Source organism: Salipiger pentaromativorans, from assembly GCF_024721115.1.
Classification (GTDB): domain Bacteria; phylum Pseudomonadota; class Alphaproteobacteria; order Rhodobacterales; family Rhodobacteraceae; genus Salipiger; species Salipiger pentaromativorans.
Genome location: NZ_JAMDHK010000008.1, coordinates 1 through 15,431 on the forward strand (window position 1 = coordinate 1; position 15,431 = coordinate 15,431).

Consider the following 15,431-nt stretch of genomic DNA (forward strand, 5'->3'; position numbering starts at 1 on the left):
TACGAGCCCAAAATCGGTCCCTGTATGCTAAATCAAAGCCCGATTGCATGGAAATCGGCACAGCCAAAACGGTAGATCAGACGTTCCTTCGCCCGAGGCGGCCACGACGAAGACATCGCAGCGCAGCAGCGCGCCGCTGGCCGGGTGCCGGTATTCGCCGCTGTCGAGCACCCGAGCCAGCGTGGCCTGGGCCGGCAATGGCAGCGCGGTCACCTCGTCGAGAAACAGGCTGCCGCCGGAGGCGCGCTCGAGCAGCCCGGGCGCCTCTTCGCCGGCCCCGAAGAAGGCGGCGGAGAAATCCGCCTCGCGCAGCATCCGCCCGTCGAGCACGACGAAGGGCCCCTCCCGCTCGGAGGCGGCATGGGCGAGCCGCGCCACCACCTCCTTGCCGGTGCCCGTCTCGCCATGGATCGAGATCGGGGTGAGGCGGCGCGCGGCGCGCGGCAACGCGGCGAGACGGCGGCGCAGCTCGGCATCCTCGATCACCACATCCTTGAACGGATTTCGGGACGGGGCGGCGGGCGCGGCCCGGGTTGGCTCGGGGTCCGGCGCCCAGGAGCGCAGACGCCCGGCAAGCGCAAAGCTCGCCCGGTTCGCCACCGCGCGCACCGACACCGCCGAGCCCATCCGGTCGCGCAGACGCAGGGTCTCGCCCTGGGCGAGCCGGTGGGCCACGTCCTCGAACCGCTGTTCGAAGATCCGGTCGAAGTTCTCGCCGATCAGCTCGGGAAAGCCGGTGAGGAACATCTCGCCACGCCGGTTGACCGCGTGAATGCGGAAATCCTCTTCCAGCACCAGCATACCCACCGACAGCGTGCCGAGATATTCGCCGCGCGGGTGGAATTGCAGCACGACGCGGGTGTCATGTGCCGCATGCAGCAGGCAGTTCTCGATATTGCTGGCCGACATCTGCACCAGCGCGGCGGTGTGCTGCTGGCGCGCGGCGGTGCAGGAGGAGGCGTCGAGCACCCCCGCCAGATTGCCGCGCCCGTCGAAGATCGGCGCGCTGATGCAGGACACGCCGGAATGGTCGCGCAGGAAATGCTCGCCGCCATAGACCTGCGCCAGCCGGCGGGTGGCGATGCAGAGCCCCAGCGCGTTGGTGCCGCGCAGCTCTTCGGTCCAGACCGAGCCGGGCACCACCGTGCGGCCGGCCTCGGTCGCGGCGAAATCGGTGTCGCTCAGCGTGTCGAGAACGACCCCGTCGGGCGACCCGAGCGCGATCATGAAATGCGAGCCGGCGATCTGGTCGAACAGCAGTTCCAGCTCGGGCCGGGCGAAGCGGATCAGCTCTTCGTGGCGCTGGGTGGTTTCGCGCATCCGGTCGGGCGTGAGCATGAGCTTTGCCGCCCGGCCCAGCGGGTCGAGCCCGTGCGACAGGCTGCGCAGCCAGCTGTCCGAGATGTCGCCGGCCAGCGCGCCGCCGGGAAAGCGTCCCTGCGTTTCAAGCTGATAGCGCGCGCGGTCAAGCGCGGTTGTATGGAAACTCATCGCCTGGCTCCTCCCTGATCCCAAGCTGGCGGGCAGGTTAGCGGAGTCCCCGCCCCACCTGTCAACCGCTCTGCCGATTCGCGCGGGATCTGTTCAGAAAGTGAACGTCGCGACGGCGCGGGCCTGGCGGGGGATGGTCCCGCTGCGCGGCCGTCCAGATGCTGGACGCCGGCGTGGGCGGGCTGTTCGCGGAGTGCACGCGATCCGGCGATGCTGCGGCGCGGCTTGTCCGATCCGGGTCCGGGTCGCGACTGTGCGTCTCGCCGTCACTTCCGGCGGCGGGCGACATGGCGCGAAAAGATGAAAGCACAAGTACTCCACCAATACGATCCGTCTCTCACCGCCCCGACCTGGGTCTCGCTGGAAGACGTTCCCGATCCGGCAATCCGGAAACATACCGATGTGATCGTGCGGATCGGCGGCGCCGGCGTCTGCCGCACCGATCTGCACATCATCGAGGGCATCTGGCAGCCGATCACCGACCCCACCGGCACCGGGCTGCTGCCGCTGATCATGGGCCACGAAAACGCCGGCTGGGTCGAGGAGATCGGTCCCGAGGTCGAGGGCATCAAGGTGGGCGATCCGGTGATTGTGCATCCCAAGCAGTCCGACGGCACCTGCATGGCCTGCCGCCGCGGCCACGACATGCATGGCGACGGCGCCTTTCCGGGCCTCGATGCCAATGGCGGCTATGCCGAATATCTCCAGACCAACGCCCGCAATCTCGTGGCGTTGCCGAAGACGCTCGCGCCCAAGGACGTGGCGCCCTATTCCGATGCCGGGCTCACCGCCTACCACGCCGCCAAGAAGGCCGCGCAGGTGCTGTTGCCCGACCAGACGGCGGTGGTGATCGGGGCAGGGGGCCTTGGCCATATCGGGGTGCAGGTGCTGCGCGCGATGTGCGCCGCGCGGATCATCGTGGTCGATATTTCGGACGAGGCGCTGGAGATGGCCGGCCGCTACGGCGCGGACCATCTGGTCAAGGCCGATAGCGGCGAGGTCGATGCGGTGCTGTCGCTGACCGGCGGCAAGGGCGCCGAGGCGGTGATCGACTTCGTCGGGGAAAAGGGCACGACCTCGAAGGGGCTCGCGATGACCCGGGCGATGGGCAGCTATTACATCGTCGGCTACGGCGAAGAGATCCGCGTGCCCACGGTCGAGATGATCATCACCGAGAAGAACATCATCGGCAATCTCGTCGGCACCTGGGCCGAGCTGACCGAGCTGATGGCGCTGGCCGACCGCGGCCTCGTCGAGCTGGCGACCCGGGATTATCGCCTCGCCGATGCCAACCAGGCGCTGCAGGACCTGCATCACGGCAAGATCCACGGCCGTGCGGTGCTGATCCCCTGAGCTCGCAGCCAAGTTCACGTACCAGTCTTTAGGGAGGAGACTTCATGACCACGACCAAGACGACCGTTCTCAAGCGGGCGCTTTACGCGGCGACCGCGCTGTGCCTGCCGGCGGCGGCGATGGCGCAGGATTACAGCAGCTACGGCATCAAGGAAGACGTGCCCGGCGCCTGCAGCTTTGCCGCGATCGACGCCAAGGATTATTCCGGGCGCACGCTCAACATCATCACCCATGCGATCCCGGTGATCGGCGAGCCGACCGCGCTGCACGCTCAGCAGTTCCAGGAGCTGACCGGCGCCACCGTCAATGTGGTGCATGTGCCCTTCGGCGATCTGTTCCAGCGCATCATGATCCCTTTCCAGACCGGGCAGGCGGCCTATGACGTGCTGTTCTACGCCTCGCTCTGGCTGGGCGATTTCAACCCCTATTTCGCCGAGGTGCCGCAGAGCTATCAGGACAGTTCGGGGATGATGTCGGTGACGCCCACCTACAAGGGGGTCGCCACCTGGAACGGCAAGATGCTGCAATACACGATGGATGGCGACCGCCACTATCTGAAGTACCGCGCCGATGTCTTCGAAAACCCCGAGATGCAGGCGATGTTCAAGGAGAAGACCGGCCGCGACCTCACGGTGCCCGCCACCTGGGAGGAATACAACGAGGTCGCCGCCGCCTTCAACGACATGGATTTCGACGGCGACGGCCAGCCCAATTTCGGCAGCGCCGAGGTGACCAAACGCGACGATCTGATGTTCTCGGCCTTCATCAGCCGGGTGGCGCCCTATGCCAAGCATCCGGACGTCAAGGGCGGGTTCTTCTTCGATCTCGAGACCATGACGCCGCTGGTCAATACGCCGGGCTGGGTGCACGGGCTCGAGCTGTTCGTGGAGGCGCAGAAATCCATGCCGCCGGGGGGCACCTCCTTCGGGCTCGGCGACGAGATTTTCTCCTTCGGGGGCGGGCAGACGCTGATGTCCTATAGCTGGGACGATGCCTTTATCCAGGCGATGCAGGAGGACAGCCCGATCCGCAACAAGGTGGCGGCGGCGATCCTGCCCGGCGCGCATGAGGTCTGGAACCGCGACACCGGCGCATGGGATCATTTCGACGAGCCCAACCGCGCGCCCTATGTCACCTGGGGCTGGTCCTCGGCAGTGGCGGCGAACAGCCAGAACCAGGACATGGCCTTTGACTACCTGTGCTTCTTCGCCAACGAGGCCAACACCCTGTCCGATCTGCAAATCGGCCGCTTCGGGGTGAACCCCTATCGCGACACCCATTTCGATCCGGCCTTCTACGAGACCGAGATGGGCTGGGATGCGGCGGTGGCGGAAAGCTATGCCACCACGCTGCGCGACATCGACGGCGGCGCCAACCAGGTCTTTGACCTGCGCGTGCCGGGGGTGGGCGAATTCATGTCCTCGCTGGCTGCGGGCGTGGCGCGGGCCATGTCGGGCGAGGCCAGCGCGCAGGAGGCGCTGGACGGCGTCGCCGCCGAATGGGGCCAGATCGTCGACCGGATCGGCGCCGACCGCGTGCGCGCGGCCTATGCCAACGTCGTGGCGCTCGAAGACCGCTGAGCCCGACCGTTAGAAGGGGCCGGTCCGCCGGCCCCTTCGTGCCCCCCGAGAGGCCGTCATGTACCGTCAGAAATACCTTTTCCTGTTGCCGGGCCTCCTGGTTCTGGTGGCGATCATCCTCTTCCCGCTGCTGTTCACCATCCGCGTGAGCTTTTCCTCCTGGGATGTCTACAACCCCGGTCTGAACTGGATCGGCGGCGACAACTTCACGCGCCTGCTGGCGGACAGCCGTTACTGGCAGGCGCTTGTCCGGCTGTCGCTGCTGACGCTCGCCACCGTGACGCTGCAATATGTGCTGGGCTTCGGGCTGGCGCTGCTGGTCTGGCGCGACATCGCCGCGCGGCGGCTGTTCCGGGTGCTGTTCCTGGTGCCGATGATGACCACGCCGGTGGTCATGTCGGTGATCTGGCGCACCATCTTTCACGAAAGCCTGGGGCCGCTGAACCCGATCCTCGACGCGCTCGGCATCGGCGCGCAGCCCTGGCTGTCGCAGGCCGGCCACGCGCTGGCGGCGGTGATGATCGTCGAGATCTGGCAATGGACGCCCTTCATGTTCCTGATGCTGCTCGCCGGGCTGCTGTCGCTGCCGCAAGAGCCCTATCTGGCCGCCAGGATCGACGGCGCCGGCCCGATACGGACCTTTCTCTCGGTGACCTTTCCGATGATGGCGGCGATTTCGACCGGGGCGATCCTAATCCGGCTGATCGAGGCCTCGAAGCTGATGGAGACGATCTATGTGCTGACCTCGGGCGGGCCGGGCACATCGACCGAAACCACCAGCTATTACATCTATATCCGCGGCATGCGCGACTTTCAGATCGGCTATTCGGCGGCGCTGTCGCTGACCTATCTGGTGGTGATGATCGTGTCGCTGACCGTCATCGCCAAGGCGCTGACCCGCATGGTCGTGAAGGACTGAACATGAAACACACCTCTTATCTCGCGCTGAAATACCTGGTGGTTCTCGCCTGGTCGGCCTTTGTGGTCTTTCCCTTCCTGTGGATGCTCTCCACCAGCTTCAAATCCGCCAATGGCGTGACCGGCGGCGCCACCTGGCTGCCCTGGCTGCAATACGAACCCTCCACCGCCGGCTGGAGCGCGCTGTTCGGCGGGCCCGGCGGGGTGAACATCCTGCGCCCCTATCTCAACTCGGTGATCGTCACGCTCTCGGCCTCGGCGCTGTCGCTGGTGCTGGGCACGCTGGCCGCCTACGGGCTGTCGCGCTTCACCTTCCGCGCCGGGCCGGTGCGTAACGGCGACATCACCTTCTTCTTCATCAGCCAGCGGATCATGCCGCCCATCGTGCTGGCGATTCCGTTCTTCCTGATGCTCAAGACGCTGGGCCTGCTCGATACGCTGACCGGGCTGATCCTGGTCTATATCGCGCTGCTGCTGCCCATCGCGGTCTGGGTCATGGTGGATTTCTTCAACTCGGTGCCGCGCGGGCTCGACGAGATGGCCTGGATGGACGGCTGTACCCCGGTGGTGACCTTCCTGCGGGTGATCCTGCCCAATGCGATGCCGGGGCTGGTTGTGGCGGGGATGTTCTGTCTGATCTTCGGCTGGAACGATTTCTTCTTCGCCTTCACGCTGACCTTCACCAAGGTGCAGCTTCTGCCGGTCTCGATCGTCGCGCTGAACTCGTCGGTGACGCCCTGGTGGGCGCTGTCGGCGGCGGCCATCGTGTCGGTCGCGCCGCTGGCGGTGCTGGCCTTCGTGGTCGAACGGTTCCTGTCGCGCGGCGGCCTGGCCGGGGCGGTGCGCTGATGCTCGAGATCCGCTCTCTCTCGCTTGTGCAGGACGGCGATACCTGCCTCGACGATGTGTCGATCCGGTTCGAGCCGGGTCAGCTTACCACGCTGCTGGGGCGCACCCTTGCGGGCAAGACCTCGCTCATGCGGGCCATCGCGGGGCTGGTGCAGCCCGATGCGGGCAGCATCGCGCTCGACGGCACCGACTGGCTCGGGCTGCCGCCCTGGCGGCGCCCGGTGGCGATGGTGACGCAGCAGTTCATCAACTATCCGCATCTTTCGGTGCTCGATAACGTGGCCTTTCCGCTGCTGCGCCGGGGCGTCGCCCGCGACGAGGCCCGCGACCGCGCCCGCGACATGCTGGGCCGTGTCGGGCTGGCCGATTTCACCGACCGCCGCCCGGGGCGGCTGTCGGGCGGGCAGCAGCAGCGCGTCGCGATCGCCCGCGCGCTGGTCAAGAAGGCGCCGGTGCTGCTGCTGGACGAGCCCTTTGTCAATCTCGATTACAAGCTGCGCGAGGGGCTGCGCGAAGAGCTGATCGACATCCTGACCGCCGAGACCGGGACGATGGTGGTTTATGCCAGCACCGACCCGCGCGAGGCGTTGCAGATGGGCGACCGGGTGGTCCTGCTTTCCGAGGGCCGTGTGGTGCAGGCGGGTCCGCCGCGCACGGTCTATGGCGCGCCGGTCTCGGTCGCCGCCGCGCAGGTGGTGAGCGATCCGCCGATCAACCTTCTCGAGCTGGATGTGGCCGAAGAGGGGGCCGAGGTGACCGGTCTCGGCGCGGTCACACCCGCCGATCTGGGCCGCGCGCTGCCGCCCGGGCGCTATACGCTGGGGCTGCGCGCGCATGATCTGCGGCTGGGCGGCCCGCATGCGGCGCATGTGGCGCTGACCGAGGTCTCGGGATCGGAGACCGTGACCCATCTCGTGCTGGCGGGGCAGAATCTCGTGATGCTCGAACGCACCGTCACCGAGCACGCGCTTGGTGCCACCATCGGTATCGGTCTCGACCTGACCCGCGCACGGGTCTTCGATGCGACCGGCACCCTTGTTCCGAACGGAGCCGATCATGGCTGAAATCACGCTTGAAACCCTTGGCCACCGCTATGCGCCGGGCCTGCCCTATGCGCTGCGCCCGTTCAGCATGACCTGGCAGGACGGCGGCACCTATGCGCTGCTCGGCCCGTCGGGCTGCGGCAAGTCGACCATGCTCAACATCATCTCCGGGCTGCTGCGCCCCTCGGACGGGCGGGTGCTGTTCGACGGGGTCGATGTGACGGAGCGCGACACCGGCAAGCGCAACATCGCGCAGGTGTTCCAGGTGCCGGTGATCTACCGGTCGATGACGGTGGCGGAAAATCTGGGCTTTCCGCTGGTCTGCCGGGGTGTGCCCGCGGCACGCATCCGTCGCCGGGTGGATTCCATCGCCGAGCGGCTGGGGCTGGCGCGCCATCTCAAGCGCCCGGCGCATGCGCTGTCGGCGGATCAGAAGCAGCTCGTCTCGCTGGGCCGCGGTCTGGTGCGCGAGGACGTTGCCGCGATCCTGCTCGACGAACCGCTGACGGTGATCGACCCGCAGCTCAAGTTCGAACTGCGCCGCATCCTCAAGGAGATCAACGAGGAATTCCGCCTGACCACGGTGCTGGTGACCCATGACCAGACCGAGGCGATGACCTTTGCCAAAGAGGTGATCGTGATGAATCTGGGCGAGGTGGTGCAGGCGGGCGCGCCGCGCGCGCTTTTCGAACGACCGGCGACCGAACATGTCGGCTGGTTCATCGGATCGCCTGCGATGAATTTCCTTCCTGCCCGGCAGGAATCCGGCCGGGTGACCGTCCCGGGCACGACACTGTCCGCGGCCGCGCCGGAGGGGCTGGGCGAGGGCCGGCTCTCCCTCGGGTTCCGGCCCGAACATGCCCGGGTCGTGAGCGAAAGCCCGCAGGTCGCGGGGCAGGTCGAGCGGATCTGGTTCGAGGGCTCCGACGAGGTTGTGGCCTTGCGCGCCGAGGCGCTGACCCTGCGGGTGCGGCTGCCCGGCGGTCGGGTTCTAGCGACGGGCGACAGGCTGGGCATCTCGGTGCCGCCGGAGAACCTGCTGATCTATCGCGACGGGCGGCTGGTGGCGTGAGCCGCTTGCGCGCGCCGGGTTGCCGTTCGTAGCGGGGCAGCAACTGCAAGGCCGGTGCTGAGGCGCGGGGGAGGGGCCCCGGAGGGCTTTTGCCGCCGGTGGCCGCTCCCCGGATGAACCCGGAAGGCGGGCGCGGGCGGGGGAGTGTCAGCCGTAGCGGGCGACCAATTCGTCCGTGTCGGTGACATCGCCGAAGAACAAGGCGAAATGGATCAGCGCGAAGGCATGCTCGTCGTCGCGGATCGAGGCGCAGCCGTCATGCACCATGGTGGTGCGGAAGTTGCGCATCATCGCGTCCCGGGCGGTCGATTCACAGCAGGCGTTGGTCATCGTGCCGGTGACCAGAAGCGTGTCGATGCCCGCCGCGCGCAACCGGTCCTCCAGGGCGCCCGCACCCTGGATCATCCCGCTGTAGCGGGTCTTTTCGACAATCATGTCCTCGGGCTGCACATCCAGTGCAGGCCAGAGCTGCGAGCCCTCGGCATCGCGGTCGAGCGCGGCGCAGCGGGTCTCGAAGCGGGGAGGGGTCAGCAGTTCGCGGTGGAAATGCGGGATCGTCTCAAGCGCGTCTTCGGTGAACAGCGTGCGGATCCAGACCACACGGCCGCCCGCCGCGCGCAGGGCAGTGGCGAGCCGGTTGATATTCGGCACGATCGCCCGCGCATTGGGCACCGAGGCGCCGCTTGCTGGGTCGAGAAAGTAATTCTGCATATCCACCACCACCAGAGCGGTCGATGTCGCGGGCCGGTCCTTGAAAACCAGGGCGCTGCCCTGACGGGCCACGACGCGCTCCTGTGCCCAGTCCGGCATCTCGAAAGGGTGGATATGGCTCATTTTCGGTCTCCTGACGCTGATTTTTGCCCGATTATTGGGCGTTTCGCGGGGAAGTCCAGGGTTTGATCCGCAGACTTTCATTTCGTCTATTGTATACAAAGAATCTACTCAATAGGGACGCTTCTGCAACCGTTTCGTCAGAGTTCACAACAGGGAAATTCACATGAAGCTCACGCGCCGTCTGACACTCGCCGCCGGTCTCGCCGCCGCCACGTTCGGGCTGGCCCCGGCCATGGCCCACGCCAACGAGGTCACCAAGATCGCCTTCATGGAGGTGATCCATTCGCTCTTCTACTCTCCGCTCTATGTCGCGCTGGACCGGGGCTATTTCGAGGACGAGGGCATCGCCTTCGATCTGGTTGCCGGTCAGGGCAGCGACAAGGTGACCGCCGCGCTACTGGGCGGGTCGGTCGATATCGCGCTCGCCGGGCCGGAAACCACGATCTACGTCGAAACCGGCAAATCGCCGGAGAAGATCCGCATCTTCGCCGGGCTCACCGCGACGGACGGGTCGTTTCTGGTCGGTCGTGAACCGGGGGAGGAGGCTTTCGACTGGGCCTCGCTGAAAGGCAAGACGATCCTCGGCTGGCGCGAAGGCTCGTCGCCGGCGCTGTTCCTGCGCGAAGCGCTGACCAAAGCGGGGCTCGATCCCGACGAGGATGTCGAGATCATCACCAATGTCGCCATCCCGGCGCGGGTCGGCGCCTTCATGTCCGGCGTGGCCGATTACGGCACCTTCTTCGAGCCCGACGTGACCAAGCTGGAGGCGAGCGGGCTGCACTCTATGACCAATGTCGGTCAGGCGGTGGGCGACATCGACTATACGGTCTTTATCGCGCGCGAGAGCTATATCGCCGAGCATCCCGAGATCGTCGGCGGCTTTACCCGCGCCATCGCACGGGCCGAAGCCTGGATCGACACCGCCCCGGCGGAAGAGGTGGCCTCGTCGCTTGCAGCCTACTTCCCAGGCGTCAGTGCGGAAGAGCTGGCCCAGACCGTCCTGCGCCATCGCGAAGCCGGGGTCTGGAAAACCACCCCCGCCGTGACGCCCGAGGCGGTGGCGGCGCTACAGGCGCTTCTGGTCGGCAATGGGCTGATGGCGGCGGGCAGCGAGGTGCCCTTCGAGCGCGTCGTCGATCCGCAATTCTTCGAGGCGGCGGAATGACCACACATGACACGTCTGGGCGGCACAAGGAGGTGCCGCCCAAGGTCGAATTTCGCAAGGTCAACCTGCATTACTTCTCGGACGAGGGGGAAACCCACGCGGTCAAGGACATGAGCTTTTCCGTCGGCCGGGGCGAGTTCGTCTCGATTGTCGGGCAATCGGGCTGCGGCAAGTCCACGCTGCTGTCGCTGCTCAGCGGGCTGATGAAACCGACGAGCGGGCAGGTGCTGATCGACGGCAAGCCGGTCGCGGGGCCGTCGCCGCAGGTGGGCTTCATGTTGCAGCAGGACACGCTGTTCGAATGGCGCACGATTCTTGAAAACGCCCTTCTGGGCCCGGAGATCCGGGGCATGGACATGGGCGCGGCGCGGCAGCGGGCGGAACGGATCCTGACCAGCTACGGGCTGGGCCAGTTCCTGCATCACAAGCCGCCGCAACTCTCCGGCGGAATGCGCCAGCGCGCGGCCCTGGGCCGGACCATGTGTATGGAGCCCGACATCCTCCTGCTGGATGAGCCGTTCTCGGCGCTGGATTTCCAGACCCGGCTGTCCATCGCCGAGGAGATCGGCGAGATCATCCGGCGCGAGGGCAAGACGGCGATCCTGGTGACCCATGACATCCCCGAAGCCATCGCGCTGGCGGATCGTGTCGTGGTGCTGAGCCCGAGACCGGGGCGGCTGAAGAGCATTCACGAGATCGGGTTCCCGAGCGCCGGTCCGGCGCGTCCGGGCAGCATGGCCGCCCGCGAGGCGGAGGAGTTCCGCGACTACTATCATACGATCTGGACGGAGATGGAAACGCATGACTGAGACCGCTCCCCCCGAAGCCACCGCAGCAACGCCCAGCGTGGCCTACCGGAACTGGATCGAGCGGCAGGCCCGCAACCGGCGCAAGGTGCAGGTCGGCCGGGTTCTGATCCTGCTGGCGTTTCTGGCGCTGTGGGAGGCCGCCCCGCGCGCGGGCCTCGTCAACCCGATGTTGACCAGCTACCCCACGGCGGTCTGGGACGGCTTTCTCGAATTGCTGGCGCAAGGCAGCCTGGGGCTGCATATCGGCGTGACGCTTCTGGAAGTGGTGATCAGCTTTGCCGTGGCGATGATCCTCGGCACCGTCGTGGCGATATGCCTGTGGCTGTCCCCGATGCTGGAAAAGATCCTCGACCCGTTTCTCGTGGTGGCGAATGCGCTGCCGAAAATCGCGCTGGTGCCGATCTTCTATATCTGGCTGGGGCCGGAAGGGTCGATCTATGCCGTGGCGATTGCCGTGGCGCTCTTCATCACGATCCTGATGCTCTACACCGGGTTCAGCCAGACCGATCCGAACAAGATCAAGCTGGCGCGCACGCTGGGCGCGGGCAAGCGCCAGATTCTGACCAAGGTCGTGCTGCCCGGAAACGTCCACACCTTCATGGCGACGCTCAAGGCCAATGTGGGGCTGAGCCTGGTGGGCGTGATCGTCGGCGAGTTTCAGGCCTCGAAAGCCGGGCTTGGCTATCTGATCGTCTATGGCAGCCAGATCTTCCGCATGGATATGGTCATGGCCGCGATTGTGATCCTCAGCCTGATCTCGGTCGCCATCTACCTGCTGGTGCAGAAAGCCGAAGGCTGGCTGATGCGCTAGGACTGTCCCGCCGGGGACGGCGGGACAGCACATCTCAACTTGGAAAGAAAAGACGATGGTATCGCTCTTCGAGCAGATGCTGGCCCATCACTGGCATTGGATTGCCCTGGTGGTGTTTGCCGGTGCGTTTCTACAAGGTCTCAGCGGGGTGGGACTGGGCATGGTGGCCTCGCCGCTGCTGGCACTGCTGGCGCCGGAGCTGGTGCCGGGGCCCCTGCTGATGATCTCCTGCGTGATCGCGGTGATGTCGGTCGTCCGGGAACGCGCCGCGCTGGATATGTCGGGGCTGGGATTCGCGTTGATCGGGCGGCTGATCGCCTCGGTTCCCGCCGCGCTGCTGATCGGCCTTCTGCCGGTGCGCGGGCTGGCCATCGCCTTTGCACTGGTGATCCTGCTGGCGGTGGTGGCGAGCCTGCTGAAGCTGCCGCTGCGTCCGACCCGGCTGAACCTGCTGATCGCGGGCAGCGTCTCGGGCTTCATGGGCACCCTGACCTCGGTCGGGCTGCCGCCGATCGCGCTGGTCTATCAATCGGTCCCGCCGGCACAGCTCCGCGCCTCCATCGGCGGGTTTCTGGCGGTGGGCGCGCTGATCTCGATCCTGGCGCTGGCGGCGGTGGGGCGGTTCGGCCCGCATGAAATGGGGCTGGGGCTGGCGATGCTGGCGCCGCTGTTTCTGGGCTTTGCCGTTTCCGGGCGGCTGCGCCACCTTCTGCCCGCGCGCCACATGCGGCTGATCGTGTTGACCATCGCGGCGGGCAGCGCGGGGCTACTCCTGCTGCGTCAGCTCGTGGCCTGAGCCGCCTCAAGCCGCTCCCGTGCCCTGTCGCCCGCCTTCAACACATGGCTGCGCGACAGGGCTTCGGCGGTGTCTTCGTCGCCGTCGAGGATCGCTTGCAGTATGCCTGCATGCTCCTGCCATGACTGGGCCTGCACCACGGGATCGCTCATCGCGAAGCCGAGCGAGGATTTGAGCCGCATCGCGCCCAGCATCTCGCTCAGGCTCTCGTTTTCAGACGCCCGTGCGAGCGCCTTGTGAAACTCGTCGTTCAGCGCACCCAGCGTGTTGATCTTCTCGGCGCTCAGGGCCGCCTGTCCGCGCGCCAGGATCCGGCCTGCGGCGGCCAGCAGCTTGGGATTGCCGCGCCGGGCGGCGAGCCGGGCGTTATGGCCCTCCAGCACCGCGCGGATCTCGACCAGCTCCTGAATTTTCGCCGGGTCCGGCACCGCGATATAAACCCCGCGCCGGGCGTTGACGTCGATCAGCCCGTCGGCGCTAAGCATGCGGATCGCCTCGCGCACCGGGTTGCGCGAAACGCCGAAATCCTCGGCCAGCCGGTCTTCGACCAGCCGGTCGCCGGGGCGCAGCTCGCCGCGCTGGATGCGGTCGCGCAGCGCTTCGTAGATCTGGTGGAAAAGCGCCGTATGCGCGGCGCCGAGCGGGCGCGAGGAGTGCGGTTTTTTCATTGTAACGTTCCGGGATCGTTCGACGTCGGTTGTATACAATGTACGGGCTATCACCGATCGCGGGCGCTGAAAAGGTAAGAGGTCGCAGGGCCACGCACCAGCCTTACGGGACACGGAAGGAGCGGCGGGGTTTGCCGCCGGCACGGGTCTGCGGGAACGCGATCAGGACTGCGTCATCATGGAACTTGCGGCCCGCGCCCTGCCCTAAGAACGTTTTTCAGGGTTCGCGATCCGGGGGCGCTGTGCCCCGGGAGATGCCGCGACCGCGGGTGCGGTGATTCCCGGGAGCGGCGGGCGGGTGTGTGCCGGGGAGGTGGCCCGGCGATGTCCGCCCGGGGAAATTTCCTCGCAGAATCAGCGCTGTTCCGGCCCAGGGCGCAGGCGCGGAAAAACAATACCAAAAAGTATTGACAGGAAAGAGGTTCCTGTGGTGCATATTATTTGCGAATGGGAGGAGACCGCATGACAACAGGATCGTTCCTGATCTGGCAGCACGCCGACACGGCAGCCAGCCTTGTTGAAATTTTCGAAAGCCGCGCGAAACAGCACCCAGAGCGCCTGTTCATCGCAGATTCGACCCTTCGCGCCTCGTGGGGCGAGGTTGCCTCGGCGCTGCACGGCTTTGCCGAAACCTATGGCCCCCGCATTCGTGGCAAGGACGTGGCCATGTTCATGAGCAACGGATCCCGCTTCTTCATAACATACCTTTCAGTATTGTTTTGCGGCGCGCGCCCGGCGCTTTTCAACGCGGCGATGCCGCGCAAGTCGGGTCAGAAGCTGATGGAGATCCTCGAACCCGAGATGATCTTTGCCGATCACCATCTCGAATTTGCGCCCGATGCGGTCTGTGTCGATGCGGACGCGCTGCGACGCTGGATCGCCACGCCCTCGGACGCCCGGAGCCTTTGCGGTGCGGGCGACACTCCGGCCACCTATTTCTATTCCGGCGGCACCACCGGCACGCCCAAGCGCATCCTCTACAGCCACCGCCAACTCATCGCCGCCGGTGCGCGCATGCAATGGGGCTGGCCGATGCGCGAAGGCGAGGTCTTTCTGCCCATCGCCCCCTACAGCCATATCTACGGTTTCCTTTCGGGCATCTGCCTGCCGCTGCAATCGGGCGGCAGCTCCATCGTGCCCGAGCGGTTCCACCCCGCCGATGTGCTGGATCTGATCGAGCGCGAGAAGGTCAGCGTGCTGGGGGGCGGCCCGCCTGCCGTTTATCAGGCGATGATGGCCGACCCGGATCTCGACAGCCGCGACCTCAGCTCGCTGCGGGTCTGTCCCGGTGGGGGTGCGGCTTTTCCGGTCGAGGTGCACCGCCGTTGGAAAGCGCTGACGGGGCTTACGATCTACGAGGGTTACGGCATGACCGAGGTGGCACCCATCGCGGTCAACACCGAGGAGATGGGGCATCGCGCAGGCGCCGCCGGCAAGCCGGTGCCGGACACCGATGTCGATATCGTCGATATGGAGACGGGCACCCGCTCGGTGCCGCGCGGCGAGGCCGGCGAGATCCGGGTGCGCGGGCCGCACATCATGCCGGGCTATTGCAACAACCCCGAAGAAACCGCGCTCGTGCTGCGCGACGGCTGGGTGCATACCGGCGACATCGGCGTGATGGACGAAGAGGGTTTCCTGACCATCACCGACCGCAAGAAGGACGTGATCATCCACAAGGGGTTCAACGTCTTCCCGCGCGAGGTGGAAGAAGCGGTGATCTCGCACCCCGCCGTGTCCGGGGTCTGCGTGGTGGGCCGCCCTGATGACCGCGCGGGCGAGGTCGTGGTGGCCTATGTGGCCCTGCGCGCGGGCGAAAACGTCAGCGCCGAAGAGCTGGCCGAAAGCTGCCGCCAGTTCCTGGTGAGCTACAAGATGCCCGGCGTGATCGAGTTTCTAGATGCGATGCCGCTGACCCCCGCCGGGAAGATGGACCGCATGGCGCTGCGCGAAAGGGCGCGGGCGCCGGAACACCGGGAAGTGCGGGCGGCCAACGCCTGAGCCGCCCCGGCATCTTACTGAAAACCATCCCGTTTCTAGCT

General features: G+C 66.4%; 14 protein-coding genes. 11 read left to right on the forward strand and 3 right to left on the reverse strand.

Translation table 11 applies throughout. The features are described from left to right. Positions 1–27: 27 nt before the first annotated feature. Positions 28–1,491: a sigma-54-dependent Fis family transcriptional regulator gene (locus M4578_RS13430; RefSeq protein WP_258093793.1), complete on the reverse strand. Its 1,464-nt coding sequence runs from the start codon at positions 1,489–1,491 to the stop codon at positions 28–30. 300 nt (positions 1,492–1,791) lie between these two features. Here M4578_RS13430 and M4578_RS13435 point away from each other — a divergent pair, with 300 nt between their 5' ends. From M4578_RS13435 to M4578_RS13460, 6 genes are read left to right on the forward strand one after another with little or no spacing between them, the layout of a single operon-like run. Continuing rightward, the gene (locus M4578_RS13435; RefSeq protein WP_258093794.1) at positions 1,792–2,844 is read left to right on the forward strand and encodes an NAD(P)-dependent alcohol dehydrogenase; all 1,053 of its coding nucleotides are present in this window, start codon (positions 1,792–1,794) and stop codon (positions 2,842–2,844) included. 44 nt (positions 2,845–2,888) lie between these two features. After that, positions 2,889–4,424 carry an extracellular solute-binding protein gene (locus tag M4578_RS13440; RefSeq protein ID WP_258093795.1) on the forward strand — a complete coding sequence of 512 codons (1,536 nt, stop codon included), beginning with the start codon at positions 2,889–2,891 and terminating at the stop codon, positions 4,422–4,424. A 58-nt stretch (positions 4,425–4,482) separates the two neighbouring features. Next, complete coding sequence (locus M4578_RS13445; RefSeq protein WP_258093796.1) at positions 4,483–5,343, forward strand: carbohydrate ABC transporter permease; 861 nt, start codon at positions 4,483–4,485, stop codon at positions 5,341–5,343. 2 nt (positions 5,344–5,345) lie between these two features. After that, positions 5,346–6,191: a carbohydrate ABC transporter permease gene (locus M4578_RS13450; protein ID WP_258093797.1), complete on the forward strand. Its 846-nt coding sequence runs from the start codon at positions 5,346–5,348 to the stop codon at positions 6,189–6,191. Further along, a complete protein-coding gene (locus M4578_RS13455; protein WP_258093798.1) occupies positions 6,191–7,255 on the forward strand; it encodes an ABC transporter ATP-binding protein in 1,065 nt (354 codons plus the stop codon). The genes M4578_RS13450 and M4578_RS13455 overlap by 1 nt, the downstream gene beginning before the upstream one ends. After that, complete coding sequence (locus M4578_RS13460) at positions 7,248–8,306, forward strand: ABC transporter ATP-binding protein (RefSeq protein ID WP_258093799.1); 1,059 nt, start codon at positions 7,248–7,250, stop codon at positions 8,304–8,306. Before M4578_RS13455 ends, M4578_RS13460 begins: the two co-directional genes overlap by 8 nt. 147 nt (positions 8,307–8,453) lie before the next feature. On the opposite strand, the gene M4578_RS13465 is transcribed toward M4578_RS13460, so the two are convergent. Continuing rightward, positions 8,454–9,140 (reverse strand): cysteine hydrolase family protein, encoded by a 687-nt coding sequence (locus M4578_RS13465; RefSeq protein WP_258093800.1) that lies wholly within the window; start codon positions 9,138–9,140, stop codon positions 8,454–8,456. 163 nt (positions 9,141–9,303) lie between these two features. Here M4578_RS13465 and M4578_RS13470 point away from each other — a divergent pair, with 163 nt between their 5' ends. The 4 genes from M4578_RS13470 to M4578_RS13485 are packed head-to-tail and all read left to right on the forward strand — an operon-like array spanning position 9,304 to position 12,721. Next, complete coding sequence (locus M4578_RS13470; protein WP_258093801.1) at positions 9,304–10,305, forward strand: ABC transporter substrate-binding protein; 1,002 nt, start codon at positions 9,304–9,306, stop codon at positions 10,303–10,305. Beyond that, complete coding sequence (locus tag M4578_RS13475) at positions 10,302–11,114, forward strand: ABC transporter ATP-binding protein (RefSeq protein ID WP_258093802.1); 813 nt, start codon at positions 10,302–10,304, stop codon at positions 11,112–11,114. Before M4578_RS13470 ends, M4578_RS13475 begins: the two co-directional genes overlap by 4 nt. Further along, entirely contained in the window at positions 11,107–11,925 is an 819-nt protein-coding gene (locus M4578_RS13480) for an ABC transporter permease (protein ID WP_258093803.1), read from the forward strand. Before M4578_RS13475 ends, M4578_RS13480 begins: the two co-directional genes overlap by 8 nt. A gap of 55 nt (positions 11,926–11,980) precedes the next feature. Beyond that, the gene (locus tag M4578_RS13485; RefSeq protein WP_258093804.1) at positions 11,981–12,721 is read left to right on the forward strand and encodes a sulfite exporter TauE/SafE family protein; all 741 of its coding nucleotides are present in this window, start codon (positions 11,981–11,983) and stop codon (positions 12,719–12,721) included. On the opposite strand, the gene M4578_RS13490 is transcribed toward M4578_RS13485, so the two are convergent. Further along, positions 12,706–13,389: a GntR family transcriptional regulator gene (locus tag M4578_RS13490; protein ID WP_258093805.1), complete on the reverse strand. Its 684-nt coding sequence runs from the start codon at positions 13,387–13,389 to the stop codon at positions 12,706–12,708. The two genes, M4578_RS13485 and M4578_RS13490, sit on opposite strands and share 16 nt — an antisense overlap. Positions 13,390–13,851: 462 nt before the next feature. On the opposite strand from M4578_RS13490, the gene M4578_RS13495 reads away from it, so the two are divergent. Beyond that, positions 13,852–15,390, forward strand: coding sequence for a class I adenylate-forming enzyme family protein (locus tag M4578_RS13495; RefSeq protein ID WP_258093806.1), 1,539 nt, complete (start codon positions 13,852–13,854; stop codon positions 15,388–15,390). The last annotated feature ends 41 nt before the right edge of the window (positions 15,391–15,431 follow it).

Excerpts from the sequence above, each read along its gene's own strand:
- M4578_RS13445 (WP_258093796.1), top strand. The coding sequence starts at position 4,483 with ATGTACCGTCAGAAATACCTTTTCCTGTTGCCGGGCCTCCTGGTTCTG.
- M4578_RS13440 (WP_258093795.1), top strand. The coding sequence starts at position 2,889 with ATGACCACGACCAAGACGACCGTTCTCAAGCGGGCGCTTTACGCGGCG.
- M4578_RS13485 (WP_258093804.1), top strand. The coding sequence starts at position 11,981 with ATGGTATCGCTCTTCGAGCAGATGCTGGCCCATCACTGGCATTGGATT.
- M4578_RS13460 (WP_258093799.1), top strand. The coding sequence starts at position 7,248 with ATGGCTGAAATCACGCTTGAAACCCTTGGCCACCGCTATGCGCCGGGC.
- M4578_RS13435 (WP_258093794.1), top strand. The coding sequence starts at position 1,792 with ATGAAAGCACAAGTACTCCACCAATACGATCCGTCTCTCACCGCCCCG.
- M4578_RS13430 (WP_258093793.1), bottom strand. The coding sequence starts at position 1,491 with ATGAGTTTCCATACAACCGCGCTTGACCGCGCGCGCTATCAGCTTGAA.
- M4578_RS13470 (WP_258093801.1), top strand. The coding sequence starts at position 9,304 with ATGAAGCTCACGCGCCGTCTGACACTCGCCGCCGGTCTCGCCGCCGCC.
- M4578_RS13490 (WP_258093805.1), bottom strand. The coding sequence starts at position 13,389 with ATGAAAAAACCGCACTCCTCGCGCCCGCTCGGCGCCGCGCATACGGCG.
- M4578_RS13480 (WP_258093803.1), top strand. The coding sequence starts at position 11,107 with ATGACTGAGACCGCTCCCCCCGAAGCCACCGCAGCAACGCCCAGCGTG.
- M4578_RS13475 (WP_258093802.1), top strand. The coding sequence starts at position 10,302 with ATGACCACACATGACACGTCTGGGCGGCACAAGGAGGTGCCGCCCAAG.
- M4578_RS13450 (WP_258093797.1), top strand. The coding sequence starts at position 5,346 with ATGAAACACACCTCTTATCTCGCGCTGAAATACCTGGTGGTTCTCGCC.
- M4578_RS13495 (WP_258093806.1), top strand. The coding sequence starts at position 13,852 with ATGACAACAGGATCGTTCCTGATCTGGCAGCACGCCGACACGGCAGCC.
- M4578_RS13455 (WP_258093798.1), top strand. The coding sequence starts at position 6,191 with ATGCTCGAGATCCGCTCTCTCTCGCTTGTGCAGGACGGCGATACCTGC.
- M4578_RS13465 (WP_258093800.1), bottom strand. The coding sequence starts at position 9,140 with ATGAGCCATATCCACCCTTTCGAGATGCCGGACTGGGCACAGGAGCGC.